Consider the following 16,896-nt stretch of genomic DNA (forward strand, 5'->3'; position numbering starts at 1 on the left):
TCCCTTCGAGTCCCCACGGCTGCCCTCTGCTCCCTCGAGTCCCCACGGCTCCCTTCTGGTCCCGACGGCGATTGTGGGAACCTGCGCGGCGCGGGCGGTGTATGAACAGTAGGAGCGAGATCGTCGAAGGGACCCGAGGCCGTGCAACGAACCGCAGTACCCGCCGTGTTGGCCGCCGCCGCGCTGCTGCTGCTCTCCGCCTGCTCGGGGAGCGACGACAGCTCGCCGCCGAAGAAGAGCAGTCCTCCCGCGTCCAGTGCGGGCAAGTCCGGCGAACCGTCCGGGTCCGCCACGCCCGACCCCGATCTGCCGCCCGCGGAAGGGTCGGCGAAGGTCGTCAAGACGCTCGCCGAGGGGCTCAAGTCCCCGTGGGGGCTCGCCGCGCTGCCCGAGGGCGATCTGCTGGTCTCTTCACGTGACGAGGGCACGATCACCCGGATCGACGGCGAGAGCGGCAAGAAGACCGAGGTCGGGGAGGTGCCGGGGGTCGCGCCCGCCGGCGAGGGCGGCCTGATGGGCCTGGCCCTCTCCCCCACGTATGCCTCGGATCATTATGTGTACGCGTACTTCACGACCGCGTCCGACAACCGCATCGCGCGTCTGCAGTACGACGAGAAGAAGCCGGCCGGGCAGCAACTGGGTGCGCCCGACACGGTGTTGAGGGGGATCCCGAAGGGGTCGAACCACAACGGGGGCCGGATCGCGTTCGGCCCGGACAAGATGCTCTACGCGGGCACGGGCGAGACCGGCGACACCGGTCTGTCGCAGGACAAGTCCTCGCTCGGCGGCAAGATCCTGCGGATGACGCCCGACGGGGAGCCGGCGCCGGGGAATCCCGAGGCGGACTCGGTGGTGTACTCACTGGGCCACCGCAATGTACAGGGCCTCGCCTTCGACAAGGAACAGCGGCTGTGGGCGGCCGAGTTCGGCCAGAACACCTGGGACGAGCTCAACCAGATCGGGCCGGGCAAGAACTACGGATGGCCCGAGGTCGAGGGCCAGGGCGACGGGGGCGCGGAGTATGTGAATCCGGTCGCGCAATGGCCGACGTCCGATGCCTCACCGAGCGGGATCGCCTGGGCCGAGGGCTCGATCTGGATGGCGGGCCTGCGCGGCGAGCGTCTGTGGCGCATCCCGCTGGACGGCACGAAGGCGCTGGCAAAGCCAGAGGCGTTCTTCGAGGGCGAGTACGGACGGCTGCGCACGGTGCTCTCGGCGGGCGGGAACCGTTTGTATGTGGTGAGCAGCGAGACCGACGGCCGGGGGTCACCCGAGGGCGGGGACGACCGGGTGCTCCTTGTGGAGGTGACCTGAGGACGGCTCCGGCGCCCGGGTCCGCAGCTCGGGGCCTCGGGGCTACTCCTCGGTCCGGGACGGGACGCGGATGACGACCTTGCCCGAGCTCAGGTCTATCTCACCCTTGCCGGGGTCGCCGTCGCCTATGTCGACCTTGGTCAGGGCGAGGCGGTTGCGTTCCTCTTCCGTGTGCTTGCGGCCGGGGTTGAAGAGCTCTTCGATCAGGTTGAACATCCTGCACCTCCGCGGTGGGCTCTGCCTGGCCAACGGACAGGGCGGCCGGGGAATTCCCGAAGCCGCCCGGTCCTGGCCTGCCGGGGCCTGGCCGGCCAGGCCCCGGCCCACCGTGCCGCAGGGGCACCCGCGGCACGCCGCACCCCGGCCCCGCTAGAACAACCGCAGCCGGTGCGCCAGCGCCGCCGCCTCGCCGCGGCTCGCCACGCCCAGTTTCGCCAGGATGTTGGAGACGTGGACGCTCGCCGTCTTCGGGGAGATGAAGAGCGTCTCGGCGATCTGGCGGTTGGTGTGGCCCTCGGCGACGAGGCCGAGCACGTCGCGTTCGCGGCTGGTGAGACCGAGGGACTCCAGGGGGTGGTCCGGGCCCGGCGCAGGCGCCAGGTCGGGCCGGTCGCCGGTCAGGGTGAGGCGGGCGCGCTGGGCCAGGAGGGAGATGTCCTCCAGGAGCGGCTTGGCCGAGAGGGGCTCCGCCACTTCACGGGCCGCGATGAGCAGCTCCGTCGCCTGTGCGCGGGCCGCGTCGTCCGCGCCGGAGGCGAGGAGCGACTCGGCGTGGCGGTAGCGGACGCGGGCCAGGCCGTAGGGGCGCTCGGCCGCGGTGAAGGGTTCCGCGACCTCGGCCCAGTCCTGCGGCGTCGCCTTGTCCTCGGCGCGCAGCAGCTCGGCCCGTACCCACCGCTCGTACGCCTGCCAGACGGGCACGGGCGTCGCCACGGTCTTCGCCGCGCGGCGGATCGTGTCGATGGCCTGCGCCCGGCCGGGCTCGGCGGCGGGAAGTCCCCGTGCGTCGGCCTCGGCGGCGGCCGCGCTGAGCAGCAGCGGCCAGGCGTAGCGCTGGGTGCCGGGCGCGAGGCCCTGCTCCAGTGTCTGCGCCACCTCGGCCCGTACGTCCGCGATACGGCCTTCGCCCGCGGCGATGCCGAGGGAGAGCCGGACGAGCGGGAGAGTGAACTGGTGCTGCGGGTCGTGCGGGCCGTAGTACGCGCGGGCCTGCGCGAGATACGTGGCCGCCGTGCCCCATTCGCCGCGGTACAGCGCGATCCGGCCCAGGCGTTCGCAGGCCATGACGCGCGGCTTGGCGCTGCTCGCGGTGGCGTCGATGTGGCCGACGGCCTCGATCGCCTCGTCCCACTGGCCGTTGCTGATCAGGGATTCGGAGAGGTTGGCCCAGACCCAGCCCTCGGCGTCCGCGAGACCGTAGCGGCGGCAGAAGTCGACGCCCTTGCGGCCGTACGCGATGGATTCGGCGGAGCGTCCGACGCCTTCCAGGGTGGACGGCAGGTTGATGTGGACGCGCGCGAGGTCACGGGCGAGGCAGCCGCCGTCGATCCGTGTGCGGACGGCGAGCATGAGAGCGAGTCCGCCGTCCACGTCACCGGAGTCGACGAGGAGCCCGCCGAGGGTGAGCTGGGCGTTGGCCTCGATGTCCGCGGCGCCGACCATCCGGGCGTACTCGACGGCCCGTTCGGCGGCGGCCAGCGTCTCGGGGCCCGGGGAGCGAAGAGAACCCCAGGTGGCGCGGTACGCGAGGATCTCCGCGTGGACCGCGGACGGTTCGAGGCCGCGGAGCAGTTCCTCGGCGCGGGCGATCTCGGGCCGGCCGTCGCTGCGGCCGAGCGCGGCGAGCAGCCAGGCCTTCTGGTTCCAGAACCAGGCCTCGCGCAGCGGGTCGCCGTCCTCGTCGAGCAGGCGCAGCGCACGCTTGGTGATCTTCAGGGAGCGTTCGCGCTCCCCGCAGAAGCGGCCGGCGACCGCGGCCTCGGCCATCAGGTCGAGGTACTGCAGCGGCTTGGTCTCGGGGTCGCAGCCGCACGGCGGATACGCCTCGGTGTAGTCGGCGGGCCGCAGTTGGGCCCGGATCTCCTCGTCGACGAGGTCCCAGAGCTCCATCGAGCGTTCGAGCAGCCGCAGTTGCTCGGAGAAGGCGAAGCGGCGGCGGGCCGCGACGGCGGCGGTCAGGGTGGCGGGCAGCGCCTTGCCGGCGTCCTTGGCGCAGTACCAGTAGCTGGCCAGGCGCGGGGCGAGTTCGTCGGCGCGGATCAGACCGGGTGCGGCTTCGAGGGCCTCCGCGTAGCGGCGGTTGAGGCGGGAGCGCTCGCCGGGCAGCAGGTCGTCGCTGACGGCCTCGCGCACGAGGGAGTGCCGGAAGCGGTAGCCGTCGCCGTCCGGCGCGGCGAGCAGCAGGTTGGCGCCGACGGCCGCGCGCAGGGCCTCGATCAGTTCGTCCTCGCCGAGTCCGGTGACGGCGGCGAGCAGGTCGTACTCGACGGTGGACCCGCCCTCGGCGAGCACGCGGACGACCCGCTGGGCGTGCTCGGGCAGCGCCTCGACGCGTACGAGCAGGAGGTCGCGCAGGGTTTCGGGCATGGCGTGGTCGCAGTCGTCGTCGGAGCAGGCGAGCTCCTCGACGAAGAAGGCGTTGCCGTCGGTGCGGTCGAAGACCCGCTCGACCAGGGCCTCTTCGGGCTGTTCGGCCAGGATGCCTTCGAGCTGGCGGCGCACCTCGCGGCGGGTGAACCGGGCGAGTTCCATACGCCGCAGCGTGCGCAGCCGGTCGAGTTCGGCCAGCAGGGGGCGCAGCGGGTGGCGGCGGTGGACGTCGTCGGAGCGGTACGTGGCGATGACGACGAGGCGGCCGCTGCGCAGCGTACGGAAGAGGTAGGTGAGCAGATGGCGGGTGGAGGCGTCCGCCCAGTGCAGGTCCTCCAGGGCGAGCACGACGGGGCGTTCGGCGGCGACGCGTTCGAGGAGCCGGACCGTGAGCTCGAAGAGGCGGGCCATGTCCTCGTCCTCGCCCTGCCGGCCGAAGGTGGGCCGGGCGCTGCCGGGGTCGGCCAACTCGGGCAGCAGACGGGCCAGTTGCTCTTCCTGCCCGGCGGCCGCGGCGGAGAAGGCCTCGGGCAGTTCGCGGAGCAGGGCGCGCAGTGCGGTGGAGAACGGGGCGAACGGCAGTCCTTCGGCGCCGATCTCGACACAGCCGCCCACCGCGACGACGGCGCCTTCCTTGGCGGCGGTCGCGCAGAACTCTTCAAGGAGGCGCGTCTTGCCGACGCCGGCCTCACCGCCGAGCAGCAACGCCTGCGGCTCGCCCGCGGTGGCGCGGGCGAGCGCTTCGTTCATCACGGTCAGCTCGCCGGCGCGGCCGACGAATATCGGACTGACGGACCTGGTCTCCACAGCGCCGAGCATCGCACGCGGGTCCGCGGGCGCGGCACCCGATTTCGGCAGGAGCCCGGTGACCCCGGTCACCTGGGGTGATGGGCTGCTCCAAGCCGTGCCCGCCGGTTTCGTACGGTCCGACGGTCCGGTCCCTTGCGCGGGACCGGACCGTCCGGTGTTGTCCGTATGGTCCGCCGGGCCGGCCTGATGCGTACGGGCCGGCGGACCTGCCTGAGTGGTCATCCGCGTGTTCCTTCGGGGCTCACGCGGCGCGTACAAGGCGGAACTTGCGCTGGCGGTTCACCCGCCCCTCTATTTCATGGTCCCCACTGCGACGCTCGCGGCGGGCCTTGCGGGCCTCGGCGGCCCGGTGCTCCTCGGCGGCCTCACGGGTGAGCTCGGCCTGGCGGATCTTCTGCATCTCGTACTCGAACATCTGGTGCTCCCCTGGGAGTCGGCGGCCGGTCCGTTCCGGCCTCTCGCTCTCTGCGATGTCTCAACTTTCGCGTCCCAGGGGGGTGCGCCACATCGGGAGAACGCCGCATCTCTCGGGCCGGGGGGCCTTAGGTCCGGGGCCTCATCGCCTTACGACGCACTAAGACCCCCGGATCCCAAGGGATTCCGGGGGTCTTAGACGGTCTCGGAGGGCTAAGGCACGCGCCGACGACGCCACCTCAGGGGGCCTCAGGACCGCAGTGCCTCAGGGCCTCAGCCCTCATGCGGCCGACGGCAGTCCCATGAACAGATCCATGTACTTGGCGACGGCGAGCAGCAGTCCCAGCACACCGAGCGCCACGCCCGCCCACGCGACGGACTTGATCCACGGCGCCTGCGCCCGGCCGGGCGCACCGAACGCGGGCCGCACCAGGACGAACGCGCCGACGAGCAGCGCGACCAGCGCGAAGGCGCCGCCGACCAGGGCGGTGGCGTGCCACGCGTCCCCGTACACGGCCTCGACCTGCTGGGCGACGCTCGCGGTGCTGGAGGTCTCCAGCTGGCCGACCAGGGAGGCGCGCGCGGAGGCGATGGTGCCGACCCAGCTGCCGGTCAGCGCGACGATGCCGAGTCCGGCGGAGACGATGGCGGCCGCGCCCTGGCCCACGCCGGAGGCGGCGGGAGCCACTGCCCCGGCCTCGTCCTCGGGCTCCAGGTCGTCGTCCTCGACCCCGTCGAGGTCCTCCGCGGCGTTCTCCCGCGCGGCGGCCTCGTCCTGCCCGTCCGCCCGCTCGGCCCCGTCCTCGGCTACCGCCCCGTCCTCGGCTACGGCCTCGGGCGCCTCGTCGGTCTCACGCTTCTCGATCTCAGTGGTCATGAGCCGCACGCTAGGTGCCCCGTCTGAGAGCTTCCTTAACGCCAGCCCCGTCCCACCCCGCCGGCCCCGGCCCCGGCCCGCAGCACACACAGGGCCCGCCTCAGCGCTCCCCGCTCAGCTCCACCTCGGACGCCCCGTCCGCCGCGGCCGTCCGCTGCCCGGGCACCGTCACGCCGCGCTGCTCCGGCGGCTCGATGCTGATGCGGGGCAGGATCCGGTCGAGCCACTTCGGCAGCCACCAGTTCGCACCGCCCAGAAGGTGCATCAGGGCGGGGACGAGGAGCGTGCGCAGGACGAACGCGTCCAGCGCGACCGCCGCCGCGAGCGCGATGCCGAACATCGCGATGACCCGGTCGCCGCTGAGCACGAAGGCCAGGAAGACCGAGATCATGATCACCGCGGCCGAGTTGATCACGCGACTGGTCTCGGCGAGGCCCACCCGGACCGCCCGCCGGTTGTCACCTGTCTCCAGCCACTCCTCGTACATCCTGCTGACGAGGAAGACCTGGTAGTCCATGGAGAGCCCGAAGAGCACCGAGACCATGATCACCGGCAGGAAGGGCTCGATCGGTCCCGCGGTCCCGAGCCCCAGCGCGTCGGCGCCCCAGCCCCACTGGAAGATCGCGACGACGACGCCGAAGGCGCCCGCGACCGCCGCGACGTTCATCGCCGCCGCCTTCAGCGGGATCCCGACGGAGCGGAACGCGAGCAGCAGGAGCACACAGCCGAGGCCGACCACGACCCCGACGAACAGCGGGAGTTTGCCGACGATCACGGCCGCGAAATCGTCGTATCCGGCGGTGATCCCGCCGACGTACGTCTCCAGCGTGGTGCCCTTCCCGGCCGCGGGCAGCAGGTCGCCGCGCAGGGTGTCGACCAGTTCGCTGGTGGCCTCGGACTGCGGCGAGGAGTCGGGGACGACGGTGAGATGGGCGACCCGGCCGCTCTCGTCGTACGTCACCGGGGTCACGGACGCGATGCCGTCGGTGGTGCCCAGGCGCTCCCTCAGCTGGTCGAGCGCGAGCCGGTCCTCGGCGCCGTTGACCTCGGCGGCCACGGTGAGGGGACCGTTGACGCCGGGTCCGAAGCCCTCGGCGAGCAGGTCGTACGCCTGGCGCGTGGTGGACGAGCGCGCGTTGTTGCCCTGGTCGGAGGTGCCGAGCCGGAGCGAGAGCGTGGGCAGCGCGAGGACGGTGATCACCAGGAGCGCGAGGGCGCCGAGCAGCTTGGGCCGCTTCTCCACGAACGCGGACCAGCGCGCGGCGAGCCCGGTGGGCAGTTCGGGCGCGGGCCCGTCGGCGGCGAGCCGGGCGCGTTCGCGGCGGCTGAGGGCCCGCATGCCGATGAGCGAGAGCAGCGCGGGCAGCAGGGTCACGGAGGCGGCGACCGTGAGGATCACGGTGAGGGAGGCGGAGATCGCCACGCCGTTGAGGAAGTTCAGCCGCAGGATCAGCATCCCGAGCAGGGCGATGCACACGGTCGCGCCCGCGAAGACGACCGCGCGCCCGGTGGTCGCGACGGCCTCGCGGGCCGCCTCGGCGACGGGCAGTCCGCGCTTGAGGCCGCGGCGGTGGCGCGTGACGATGAACAGCGCGTAGTCGATGCCGACGCCGAGCCCGATGAGGGTGCCGAGCATGGGCGCGAAGTCGGCCACGGTCATGGTGTGCGCGAGCAGCACGGTCCCGGCGTACGCGGTGCCGACGCTGACGAGCGCGGTCGCGATGGGGATCAGGCTCGCGGCGAGCGAGCCGAAGGCGAGGAAGAGTACGACGGCCGCGACGAGCACACCGACGGCCTCCGCCGTGTGCCCGCTCTTCGCCTCGGTCAGGCCGACGGCGCTGCCGCCGAGCTCCACCTGCATCCCGTCGTCCTCGGCCGCCTTCGCGGTGTCGACGAGGGCCTGGGCCTGGCCGCGGTCGATGTTCTCGGCGGCCTGGTCGAAGGTGACGACGGCGTACGCGGTGTGCCGGTCCTGGCTGATCTGGGCGGCGCCGGCCTGGTGGTACGGGCTGACCACGGTGGAGATACCGGGCAGCGCGCCGACCTTGTCCAGGGTCTTCGTCATCGTCTGCTGGACGGCGGCCTCGTCGACGGTGCCGTCGGTGGTGTGCCAGACGATGGTGTCGCTGTCGCCGCCGAGCTGCGGGAACCCGGTCTCCAGGAGCTCGGCCGCGCGGCCGGACTCGGTGCCGGGGACGTTGTAGTCGTTCGAGTACGCGTTGCCCGCGAGCAGCGCCGCGGTGCCGGTGCCCAGGAGGGCGGCGAGCCACAGCAGGACGGCGGCCAGTCGGTGCGTGATGCACCACCGTGCGAGTGCTGCCACGGGGCTGCTCCCTGGTCGTTCGGGTTCTGTGGTTCGGGAACAGCTCTGGAGGAACTCGCGCCCTGTGCGCGGGCACCGGGCCCGCTGTGTCGACGGACCTACGGTCCACCACGCGCACACTCTTGCAGCGATTAGAGATCGATTGTCCCTTTCGTGTCCTTCCTCACAAGAGGGCACTCTCCTACGGTTCCTTGGTCCCGCGCCCCATGGGCAACGGGTCCCGCGCCCCACAGGCAACGGCCTGTGGGGCGCGGGACCGACGCTTTCGCGGGTCAGCCCGAGACGCTTGCCCGCCCGTTCTCGATGTGTCCCATCAGGCGGCGCCGGAACCCGGCCTCCGCGGGCGCGGTGATCTCCAGGTCGTACCAGCCGTGCGCGTGCGAGGTCCGGTGCACCAGGGTCCGGCTGCCGCCGGGCCGCACCCGGATCTCCTGCTCGGCCGCGTCCGAGTACGCGAGCGGGCGCACACGGAAGAGCAGCGAGGCGTCCCCGTCGTTGCGCAGCGTGATGCGGACGGTGCGGCCCCGCGCGGAGATCTCCGTCGTCGCGCCCGCCGCCCCCGCCGCCGTACCGGCGAACTCGCGCCGGAAGCCGTTCGGCCCGGTGACGGTGAAGTCGTACGCGTCCCCGGCGAGCGGCACCTCCCACAGCGTCCGGTCCTCGACGTCGAGGTGCTGGGGCACGGCGAATTCGCCGGCGTACGGGTACAGCGCGAGCGGCACGCTGGAGCGCCCGCGGTTCTCGGCCTTCAGCCGGAACACTCCGCCGCGCACGGACCCGTACGCGTCCGGCTGGTACGGCAGAGCGCGGGCGGGCCGGCGGCCGGGCTCCTGGCCGGGCATCTTCTGGTGCACGGGCGGCTGCGGGCGCCAGCGCCCGGTGAACGGCGGGATCGCGGCCGGCTGCTCGACCTCGGGCTGCGGGCGTCCGCGCCGGAAGTCGAACGCGCCCGTCAGATCGCCGGTGACGCGGCGGCGCCACGCGCCGATGTTGGGTTCGCGCACCCCGGTCCAGCGCTCCAGGAAGCGGATCACGGAGGTGTGGTCGAAGACCTCGGACGAGACATGCCCGCCGACCGACCACGGCGAGATCACCAGCATCGGCACCCGGATCCCGAGCCCGGTCGGCAGCCCCTGCCAGTGCTCCTCGGTGTCACCGGCGGGCGGCACGGGCGGCGGTACGTGGTCGAAGAAGCCGTCGTTCTCGTCGTACGTGAGCAGGACGACCGTGTGCCGCCAGACGTCCGGGTGCGAGGCGAGCGCGTCGAGGACCTTGTAGACGAGGGTCGCGCTGTGGATCGGCGAGGAGGCACCGGGGTGCTCGGAGTCGAGCGCGGAGGGCACGAGGTACGAGACCTCGGGCAGCCTGCCCGCGGCGACGTCCTCGGCGAACGATTCGGCGAGCTTGCCGGTGGGGACGCGCCGCAGCGCCCGCTCGAAGAGCGAACGCTCGTCGTCCGTCAGGGTCTTGACGCCGTCCTCCAGGGCGCTCAGGAGCCGGGTGCGCTCGGCCTCGTCCGCCGTGTCCCGCACCTTGGCGTAGAACGCCTCCATATACGTGAAGCCGGTCCCGGCGAGCACCTTGCGCGCGATGGCCTTGAAGGGCTTGAAGAACTCGATCTGGTTGTCGGTGAAGTTCTCCCACTCGGTGTACGTCTGCCAGCTGCGCCCCGCCTTCTCCAGACGCTCGGGGTACGTGGTCCAGCCGTAGCCGGGGTGGGTGCCCTCGGCGTACGCGCCGTTGCCGACCGCGCGGTCGCCGTTTGCCTCGGTGCCCGTCATCCCGCTCCACAGGTGGTTGCGGTTGGGGCTCGTGGAGGTGTGGATCGACGAGTGGTAGGCGTCGCAGATCGTGAAGGTGTCGGCGAGTTCGTAGTGCAGCGGGATGTCCGCGCGCGTGTAGTACGCCATCGTGGCGGCCGACTTGGCGGTGATCCAGTTGTCCATCCAGCCCTTGTTCCAGGCCTTGCCGCCGCCCGCCCAGTCGTGGTTCAGGTCGCCGATGTACTGCAGGTCCTTCTGCGCGGCCGCCGCGGCGTCGCGTACCGGGAAGGGCAGCACGGTCTGCAGCGGCGCGGGCTGCTCGAACACGCTCTTGCCGGTGGGGAGTTGAATGGCGTTGCGGTCGCCGAAGCCGCGGACGCCGCGCAGCGTGCCGAAGTAGTGGTCGAAGGACCGGTTCTCCTGCATCAGGACGACCACGTGCTTGACGGCCTTGAGCCCGCCCGACGGCGGCTCGTGCGCCAGGGCCTCGGTCAGCGACGGCGGCAGCAGCGAGCCGGCCGCGGCCGTGCCGAGGGCACCGCCACCGAGGGCGAGCAGGCGTCTGCGGGACAGCTGGTTCGGCGTCGACGAGGACAAGGCGGGACCTCCCGGTCGGGGACAGCGGGTGCACCGGGCCCACGGGTGGGGCTCCGACCGGGGACGCTAGGGCGCGCCGGTGGCGAAGAAAAGACATGGGCGCGACTTGACAGTGAACGCCCAAGTCCCGGGCGCCCCACCCGCCTTGGTCCGGGCGCCCTCCGCCTCAGGGCGTGCCGAAAAGGCGGTGCCCCCGTCCCGTACCGCCCAAGAGGCAGTACGGGGACGGGGGCACCGCCCTCGCGGAGGAAACCCTCGCGTCAGCCTTCGACGCCGAGCTTCTCCAGGATGAGTTCCTTGACGCGCGCCGCGTCGGCCTGACCGCGGGTGGCCTTCATGACGGCGCCCACGAGGGCACCGGCGGCCGCGACCTTGCCGGACTGGATCTTGGCGACGATCCCGGCGTTGGCCGCGATGGCCTCGTCCACGGCGGTGGAGAGCGCGCCCTCGTCGGACACGACCTTCAGACCGCGCTTGTCGACGACCTCGTCCGGCGTGCCCTCGCCCTTGAGCACACCGTCGATGACCTGGCGGGCCAGCTTGTCGTTGAGGTCGCCGGAGGCGACGAGCCCGGCGACCCGGGCCACCTGGGCCGGGGTGATCGGCAGCTCGTCGATGGCGACCTGCGACTCGTTGGCGTTACGGGCCAGCTCGCCCATCCACCACTTGCGGGCCGCGACGGAGTCGGCACCGGCCTCGATCGTGGCGACGATCGAGTCGACCGCGCCCGCGTTGAGGATCGACTGCATGTCGTGCTCGGACAGACCCCACTCCTCGCGGAGCCGGTTGCGGCGCACGCGCGGCATCTCGGGGAGCCCCGCACGCAGCTCCTCGACCCACTCACGGGCCGGGGCGACGGGCACCAGGTCGGGCTCCGGGAAGTACCGGTAGTCCTCCGCGTTGTCCTTGATACGCCCCGACGTCGTGGAGCCGTCCTCCTCGTGGAAGTGACGGGTCTCCTGGACGATCGTGCCGCCGTCCTTCAGGACCGCGGCGTGCCGCTGGATCTCGAAGCGGGCGGCGCGCTCGACGCTGCGCAGCGAGTTGACGTTCTTCGTCTCCGAGCGCGTGCCGAACTCCTCGCGCCCGTGCGGCCGCAGCGACAGGTTCACGTCGCAGCGCATCTGGCCCTTGTCCATCCGGGCCTCGGAGACGCCGAGCGCCTTGATGACCTCGCGCAGCTCGGCCACGTACGCCTTGGCGACCTCGGGGGCACGCTCGCCCGCGCCCTCGATCGGCTTGGTGACGATCTCGATGAGCGGGATGCCGGCGCGGTTGTAGTCGAGCAGGGAGTGCGAAGCGCCGTGGATACGGCCCGTCGCACCACCGACGTGCGTCGACTTGCCGGTGTCCTCCTCCATGTGGGCGCGCTCGATCTCCACACGGAAGACCTCGCCGTCCTCCAGCTGCACGTCGAGGTAGCCGTTGAAGGCGATGGGCTCGTCGTACTGGGAGGTCTGGAAGTTCTTCGGCATGTCCGGATAGAAGTAGTTCTTCCGGGCGAAGCGGCACCAGGTGGCGATCTCGCAGTTCAGTGCGAGGCCGATCTTGATGGCCGACTCGACGCCGATCTCGTTCATGACCGGCAGCGCGCCGGGCAGTCCGAGACAGGTCGGGCAGGTCTGCGAGTTGGCGTCCTGCTTCAGCTCCGTGGAGCAGCCGCAGAACATCTTGGTCTTGGTGCCGAGCTCGACATGGACCTCGAGGCCCATGACCGGGTCGTACGACGCCAGTGCGTCCTCGTACGACAGAAGTTCGGTGGTCACGGTGAAACTTTCCCTCTCAGCCGAACAGGACGTCGTCGTCGCCCAGGCGCTTCAGTTCGCGCAGGAGCAGCGCCACGCCGGTGACGATCGCCGCGGCGGAGACCGCTGCGTCCACCAGGCGGAGCGTGTCGTGCTCGGTGCGCGCCTTCTTCGCCTGCTTCAGCACGCTGAGCGCGCCGAACGCGGTCGTCCCGATCGACAGATACGTACCGGTCTTGGACTTCTTGAAGCCCTTGGCCTTGGACATGGCACTCACAGCGACGGAGCCTCCTCGAGGAGCGGGTGTCCCCACTTCTGGACGAATGCAGCCTCGACCGCCGCACCGACCTTGTACAGACGGTCGTCCTTCATGGCGGGGGCGATGATCTGCAGGCCGACCGGCAGGCCGTCCTCCGGCGCGAGGCCGCAGGGCAGCGACATGGCGGCGTTGCCGGCCAGGTTGGTCGGGATGGTGCACAGGTCCGCGAGGTACATCGCCATCGGGTCGTCGGCGCGCTCGCCGATCGGGAAGGCGGTGGTCGGGGTCGTCGGCGAGACGATCACGTCGACCGTCTCGAAGGCGGCCTCGAACTCGCGGGTGATGAGGGTACGGACCTTCTGCGCGGATCCGTAGTACGCGTCGTAGTAGCCGGAGCTCAGGGCGTACGTACCGAGGATCACGCGGCGCTTGACCTCGTCGCCGAAGCCGGCCTCACGCGTGAGCGCGGTGACGTCCTCGGCGGACTTGGTGCCGTCGTCGCCGACGCGCAGGCCGTAGCGCATCGCGTCGAACCGGGCGAGGTTCGAGGAGCACTCGGAGGGCGCGATCAGGTAGTACGCGGAGAGCGCCAGGTCGAAGGTCGGGCAGTCCAGCTCGACGATCTCGGCGCCGAGTTCCTTGAGGAGCTCGACCGACTCGTCGAAGCGCTGCACGACACCGGCCTGGTAGCCCTCGCCGCGGAACTGCTTGACGACACCGACGCGCATGCCCTGGACGGAACCGTTGCGCGCGGCCTCGACGACCGGCGGGACCGGGGCGTCGATGGAGGTGGAGTCGAGCGGGTCGTGCCCGGCGATCACCTCGTGGAGCAGCGCGGCGTCCAGGACCGTACGGGCGCAGGGCCCGCCCTGGTCGAGGCTGGAGCTGAAGGCCACCATGCCGTAGCGCGAGACGCCGCCGTAGGTGGGCTTGACGCCGACCGTGCCGGTGACGGCCGCGGGCTGGCGGATGGAGCCGCCGGTGTCCGTGCCGATGGCGAGCGGGGCCTCGTAGGAGGCGAGGGCGGCGCTGGAGCCGCCGCCGGAGCCGCCGGGGATCCGGGTGAGGTCCCACGGGTTGCCCGTCGGGCCGTAGGCGCTGTTCTCGGTGGAGGACCCCATGGCGAACTCGTCCATGTTGGTCTTGCCGAGGATGATCACGTCGGCGGCCTTGAGGCGCTTGGTGAGCGTCGCGTCGTACGGCGGGATCCAGCCTTCGAGGATCTTGGAGCCGACCGTGGTCGGGATGCCCTCGGTGGTGAAGATGTCCTTGAGCGCGAGCGGGACGCCGGCCAGCGGGCCGAGCTTCTCGCCCGCGGCGCGCTTGGCGTCCACGGCGGCGGCCTGCTTCAGGGCGCCCTCACGGTCGACGTGCAGGAAGGCGTGCACCTTCTCGTCGACGGCCTCGATCCGGGCCAGGTGGGCCTCGGTGACCTCTACCGCGGTGAGCTCGCCGTCCTTGATCTTCTGCGCGATCTCGGCGGCGGTGAGCTTGATGATGTCCGTCATGTCGGGTTAGTCCTCCCCCAGGATCTGCGGCACCTTGAAACGCTGCTGCTCCTGGGCCGGGGCGCCGGAGAGCGCCTGCTCGGGCGTGAGCGAGGGGCGGACCTCGTCCTTGCGCATGACGTTCGTCAGGGGAAGCGGGTGGGAGGTCGGCGGTACGTCTTGGTCGGCGACCTCGCTGACGCGGGCGACCGCGCCGATGATGTCGTCGAGCTGGCCTGCGAAGTGGTCGAGCTCTTCGGGCTTCAGCTCCAGACGCGCCAGCCGGGCGAGGTGGGCGACCTCCTCGCGCGTGATGCCAGGCATGCGGATCCTCTTTTTTGGTGTGGCGTGTGGGGCCAATCCTATGGGGCGTGGGAAGCCCACTCAGCCCCGCCGGCGTTTGAGGCGATCCGAACGAAGTTCGGATGCACCCCGCCGGGGCAACGGGCCGCACACGGCAGACCGGCCTTAAGACGCACCAGCCTCGAGCTCAGCCGCCCGCTGCCACCCCTTGGACCCCCGCGCGAGCAGCCACGCCGTCGTCTCCTCCGCCGGCATCGCCGCCGCGACCAGCCAGCCCTGGACCGCGTCGCAGCCCAGATCCCGCAGCCGCTCCCAGGTCTCGTCGTCCTCGACGCCCTCCGCGACGACGACGAGGTTGAGCGAGTGCGCGAGGTCGACGGTGCAGCGGACGATCTCCGCGTCCTCCGCGTCGACCGCGAGGCGCGCCACGAACGACCGGTCGATCTTGAGCTCGCTCACGGGCAGCCGCCGCAGATGCACCAGGGACGAGTACCCCGTGCCGAAGTCGTCGAGCGACATCTTCACGCCGTGCCCGGTGAGCCCGGCGAGGGTGTCGGCGGCCCGCTGCGGATCCTCCAGGAGCACGTGCTCCGTTATCTCCAGCTGCAGCGCCCCCGCGGGGACCCCGTGCCGCGCGAGCCGCGCCGCGACCGACCCGGCAAACCCGGGGGTATGCACATCGCGCGGCGACACGTTCACCGCGACGGGCACCTCGAGGCCCTGCTCGTGCCACTTCGCCACCTGCGCGAGGGCGGTGTCGAGCACGTACTCCGTCAGATGCGGCATCAGGCCCGAGGACTCCGCGATGGCGATGAACTCGTCCGGCGGGACCTTGCCGCGCTCGGGATGCACCCACCGTACGAGCGCTTCGAGGCCCGCGACCTGTCCGTCGAAGCGGACCTTCGGCTGGTAGTGCAGCTCGACGTCGCCCGCGTCGAGGGCGCGCCGCAGGTCGCCGAGCAGTCCGAGCCGGTCGGGGGTGTTGGAGTCGCGCTTGGACTCGTACACCTCGACGCCCGTGCGGTCCACCTTCGCCTGGTACATCGCCACGTCCGCGCGCCGCAGCAGCCCTTCGGCGTCGAGCGCGTGGTCGGGGTAGACGGCGAGGCCCGCGCTGGCCTCCAGGACGAGCGTGAGCCCGTCGAGGTCGAGGGGCGAGCTGAGCTCGGCGACGAGGACCCGCGCGATGCGCTTGGCCGTGGTGGTCGAGTCGCAGGTGGGCAGCAGCACGGCGAACTCGTCGCCGCCGAGCCGTGCCGCCTCCGCGCCCTTGGGCAGGGCGAGTTGGAGCCGGTCGGCGATCTGGAGCAGCAGGCGGTCCCCGGCGAGATGCCCGAGCGTGTCATTGACCGAACGGAAACGGTCGAGGTCGATCAGTACGAGGGCGGACCGCGCACCGGTCCGTTCGGCCTCGTCCAGAGCCGACCAGGTCCGCTCAAGGAGCCACTGCCGGTTGGGCAGGCCGGTGAGCGGATCCCGCAGCTGCTCCTCGGCGCGCGCCCGCGCGATCCACAGCGTGGAGTCGAGGGCCACGAGCGGGATCGCGAACAGCGGCAGGAGCACGGGCATCTCCACCGCGACCACGCAGATCAGCGGCGAGATCCCGAGCAGCGCCACGGCCACCAGGCCCTGCCGGACCATCGCGGTACGGGCGACGGTGGGCAGGCCCGCGGAGTGCGGGGCGTGCACGTACCAGAGCAGCAGCCGGGTCACGACGAGATAGGCGCCCGCTGCCAGGGCGACCTCGGGAATCGCCCACAGGTCCCAGCTCTCGGGCGTCCAGGGCCGCTCGACCGTCGGCACCTCGCCGAACGCGGCCAGGACCAGCGCACCCGCGCCGATCCCGAGCACATCGATCGCGCCGTGCAGCAGCCCCTGCCGCCAGCGGCGCCGGCGGGCCGCGCCCACCAGGGCGATCACGGTGAGGCTGACCATCCCGGCCGGCACCCACCCGTAGAGCAGCAGGACGGCGAGTGTGAGGGCGGCGCCGGAACCGGTGCCGCCCCACCAGCGCTCACGGCCGAGCGCGACGAGATGCCCGACGATCACCCCGACCAGGGCCGCGAGCGACCAGCCGACGGTCGAGCCGGGGAAGAGGGCGTGCTCCCCGGTCACCGCGCTGTGGACCCCCGCGCCGAGCACGACCGCGGCGACGGCCACCACGGCGGTGGGCAGCGCGGGCGCCCACGACCAAGGCAGCCGGGACACCGGATCGGCGCTCTCGGTCGGTTTCATTCCCGTCCCTCTCACAGCCGGCGGTGCCCACGCCACGCGGCTCCTGTCAAAACCTCGGAAACCCACCGCGTCCGAAACCCGTTCCCACGCTCCTGTTGAGCGCGGGATGCCCCATCCGCAACCGGACACGGCAGGCGCACTTCTCAACAGTAGGCCGCAGAAGGCGTCCACGGGCAGCGG

At 71.8% G+C, this 16,896-nt stretch carries 12 protein-coding genes; 1 reads left to right on the plus strand and 11 read right to left on the minus strand.

Annotated features, from left to right (window positions below; translation table 11 throughout):
* The first annotated feature begins 141 nt into the window (after positions 1-141).
* Positions 142-1,314: a PQQ-dependent sugar dehydrogenase gene (locus ACIBI4_RS28480; protein ID WP_399206968.1), complete on the plus strand. Its 1,173-nt coding sequence runs from the start codon at positions 142-144 to the stop codon at positions 1,312-1,314.
* Between the two features lie 42 nt (positions 1,315-1,356).
* Here ACIBI4_RS28480 and ACIBI4_RS28485 read toward each other — a convergent pair whose 3' ends face one another.
* From ACIBI4_RS28485 to ACIBI4_RS28535, 11 genes are all read right to left on the minus strand, one after another.
* On the minus strand, positions 1,357-1,530 hold the full coding sequence (locus ACIBI4_RS28485; RefSeq protein WP_399206969.1) for a DUF6191 domain-containing protein: 174 nt from the start codon (positions 1,528-1,530) through the stop codon (positions 1,357-1,359).
* A gap of 153 nt (positions 1,531-1,683) precedes the next feature.
* Positions 1,684-4,722 carry an AAA family ATPase gene (locus tag ACIBI4_RS28490; RefSeq protein ID WP_399207142.1) on the minus strand — a complete coding sequence of 1,013 codons (3,039 nt, stop codon included), beginning with the start codon at positions 4,720-4,722 and terminating at the stop codon, positions 1,684-1,686.
* Positions 4,723-4,954: 232 nt separating this feature from the next.
* On the minus strand, positions 4,955-5,128 hold the full coding sequence (locus tag ACIBI4_RS28495) for a hypothetical protein (RefSeq protein WP_399206970.1): 174 nt from the start codon (positions 5,126-5,128) through the stop codon (positions 4,955-4,957).
* 279 nt (positions 5,129-5,407) lie between these two features.
* Complete coding sequence (locus tag ACIBI4_RS28500; protein WP_399206971.1) at positions 5,408-6,004, minus strand: hypothetical protein; 597 nt, start codon at positions 6,002-6,004, stop codon at positions 5,408-5,410.
* Between the two features lie 100 nt (positions 6,005-6,104).
* Positions 6,105-8,327, minus strand: a complete 2,223-nt coding sequence (locus ACIBI4_RS28505; RefSeq protein ID WP_399206972.1) for an MMPL family transporter — start codon at positions 8,325-8,327, stop codon at positions 6,105-6,107.
* A 272-nt stretch (positions 8,328-8,599) separates the two neighbouring features.
* Positions 8,600-10,687: a phosphocholine-specific phospholipase C gene (locus ACIBI4_RS28510; RefSeq protein WP_399206974.1), complete on the minus strand. Its 2,088-nt coding sequence runs from the start codon at positions 10,685-10,687 to the stop codon at positions 8,600-8,602.
* Between the two features lie 260 nt (positions 10,688-10,947).
* Complete coding sequence (gene gatB / locus ACIBI4_RS28515) at positions 10,948-12,453, minus strand: Asp-tRNA(Asn)/Glu-tRNA(Gln) amidotransferase subunit GatB (protein ID WP_399206976.1); 1,506 nt, start codon at positions 12,451-12,453, stop codon at positions 10,948-10,950.
* A gap of 16 nt (positions 12,454-12,469) precedes the next feature.
* Positions 12,470-12,700: a hypothetical protein gene (locus ACIBI4_RS28520; RefSeq protein WP_399207143.1), complete on the minus strand. Its 231-nt coding sequence runs from the start codon at positions 12,698-12,700 to the stop codon at positions 12,470-12,472.
* Between the two features lie 5 nt (positions 12,701-12,705).
* The gene (gene gatA, locus ACIBI4_RS28525) at positions 12,706-14,199 is read right to left on the minus strand and encodes an Asp-tRNA(Asn)/Glu-tRNA(Gln) amidotransferase subunit GatA (RefSeq protein WP_399206977.1); all 1,494 of its coding nucleotides are present in this window, start codon (positions 14,197-14,199) and stop codon (positions 12,706-12,708) included.
* Between the two features lie 6 nt (positions 14,200-14,205).
* Positions 14,206-14,502 (minus strand): Asp-tRNA(Asn)/Glu-tRNA(Gln) amidotransferase subunit GatC, encoded by a 297-nt coding sequence (gene gatC, locus ACIBI4_RS28530; protein ID WP_016432511.1) that lies wholly within the window; start codon positions 14,500-14,502, stop codon positions 14,206-14,208.
* Between the two features lie 144 nt (positions 14,503-14,646).
* Positions 14,647-16,716, minus strand: coding sequence for a putative bifunctional diguanylate cyclase/phosphodiesterase (locus ACIBI4_RS28535; protein WP_399206978.1), 2,070 nt, complete (start codon positions 16,714-16,716; stop codon positions 14,647-14,649).
* Positions 16,717-16,896 lie beyond the last annotated feature (180 nt).

Source organism: Streptomyces sp. NPDC050418 (genome assembly GCF_044458745.1).
GTDB lineage: Bacteria > Actinomycetota > Actinomycetes > Streptomycetales > Streptomycetaceae > Streptomyces.

What these genes read in the sequence shown, in the direction of transcription:
- ACIBI4_RS28490 (WP_399207142.1), bottom strand. Translation starts at nt 4,722, where the DNA reads ATGCTCGGCGCTGTGGAGACCAGGTCCGTCAGTCCGATATTCGTCGGC.
- ACIBI4_RS28535 (WP_399206978.1), bottom strand. Translation starts at nt 16,716, where the DNA reads ATGAAACCGACCGAGAGCGCCGATCCGGTGTCCCGGCTGCCTTGGTCG.
- ACIBI4_RS28500 (WP_399206971.1), bottom strand. Translation starts at nt 6,004, where the DNA reads ATGACCACTGAGATCGAGAAGCGTGAGACCGACGAGGCGCCCGAGGCC.
- ACIBI4_RS28495 (WP_399206970.1), bottom strand. Translation starts at nt 5,128, where the DNA reads ATGTTCGAGTACGAGATGCAGAAGATCCGCCAGGCCGAGCTCACCCGT.
- ACIBI4_RS28520 (WP_399207143.1), bottom strand. Translation starts at nt 12,700, where the DNA reads ATGTCCAAGGCCAAGGGCTTCAAGAAGTCCAAGACCGGTACGTATCTG.
- gatC (WP_016432511.1), bottom strand. Translation starts at nt 14,502, where the DNA reads ATGCCTGGCATCACGCGCGAGGAGGTCGCCCACCTCGCCCGGCTGGCG.
- gatA (WP_399206977.1), bottom strand. Translation starts at nt 14,199, where the DNA reads ATGACGGACATCATCAAGCTCACCGCCGCCGAGATCGCGCAGAAGATC.
- ACIBI4_RS28485 (WP_399206969.1), bottom strand. Translation starts at nt 1,530, where the DNA reads ATGTTCAACCTGATCGAAGAGCTCTTCAACCCCGGCCGCAAGCACACG.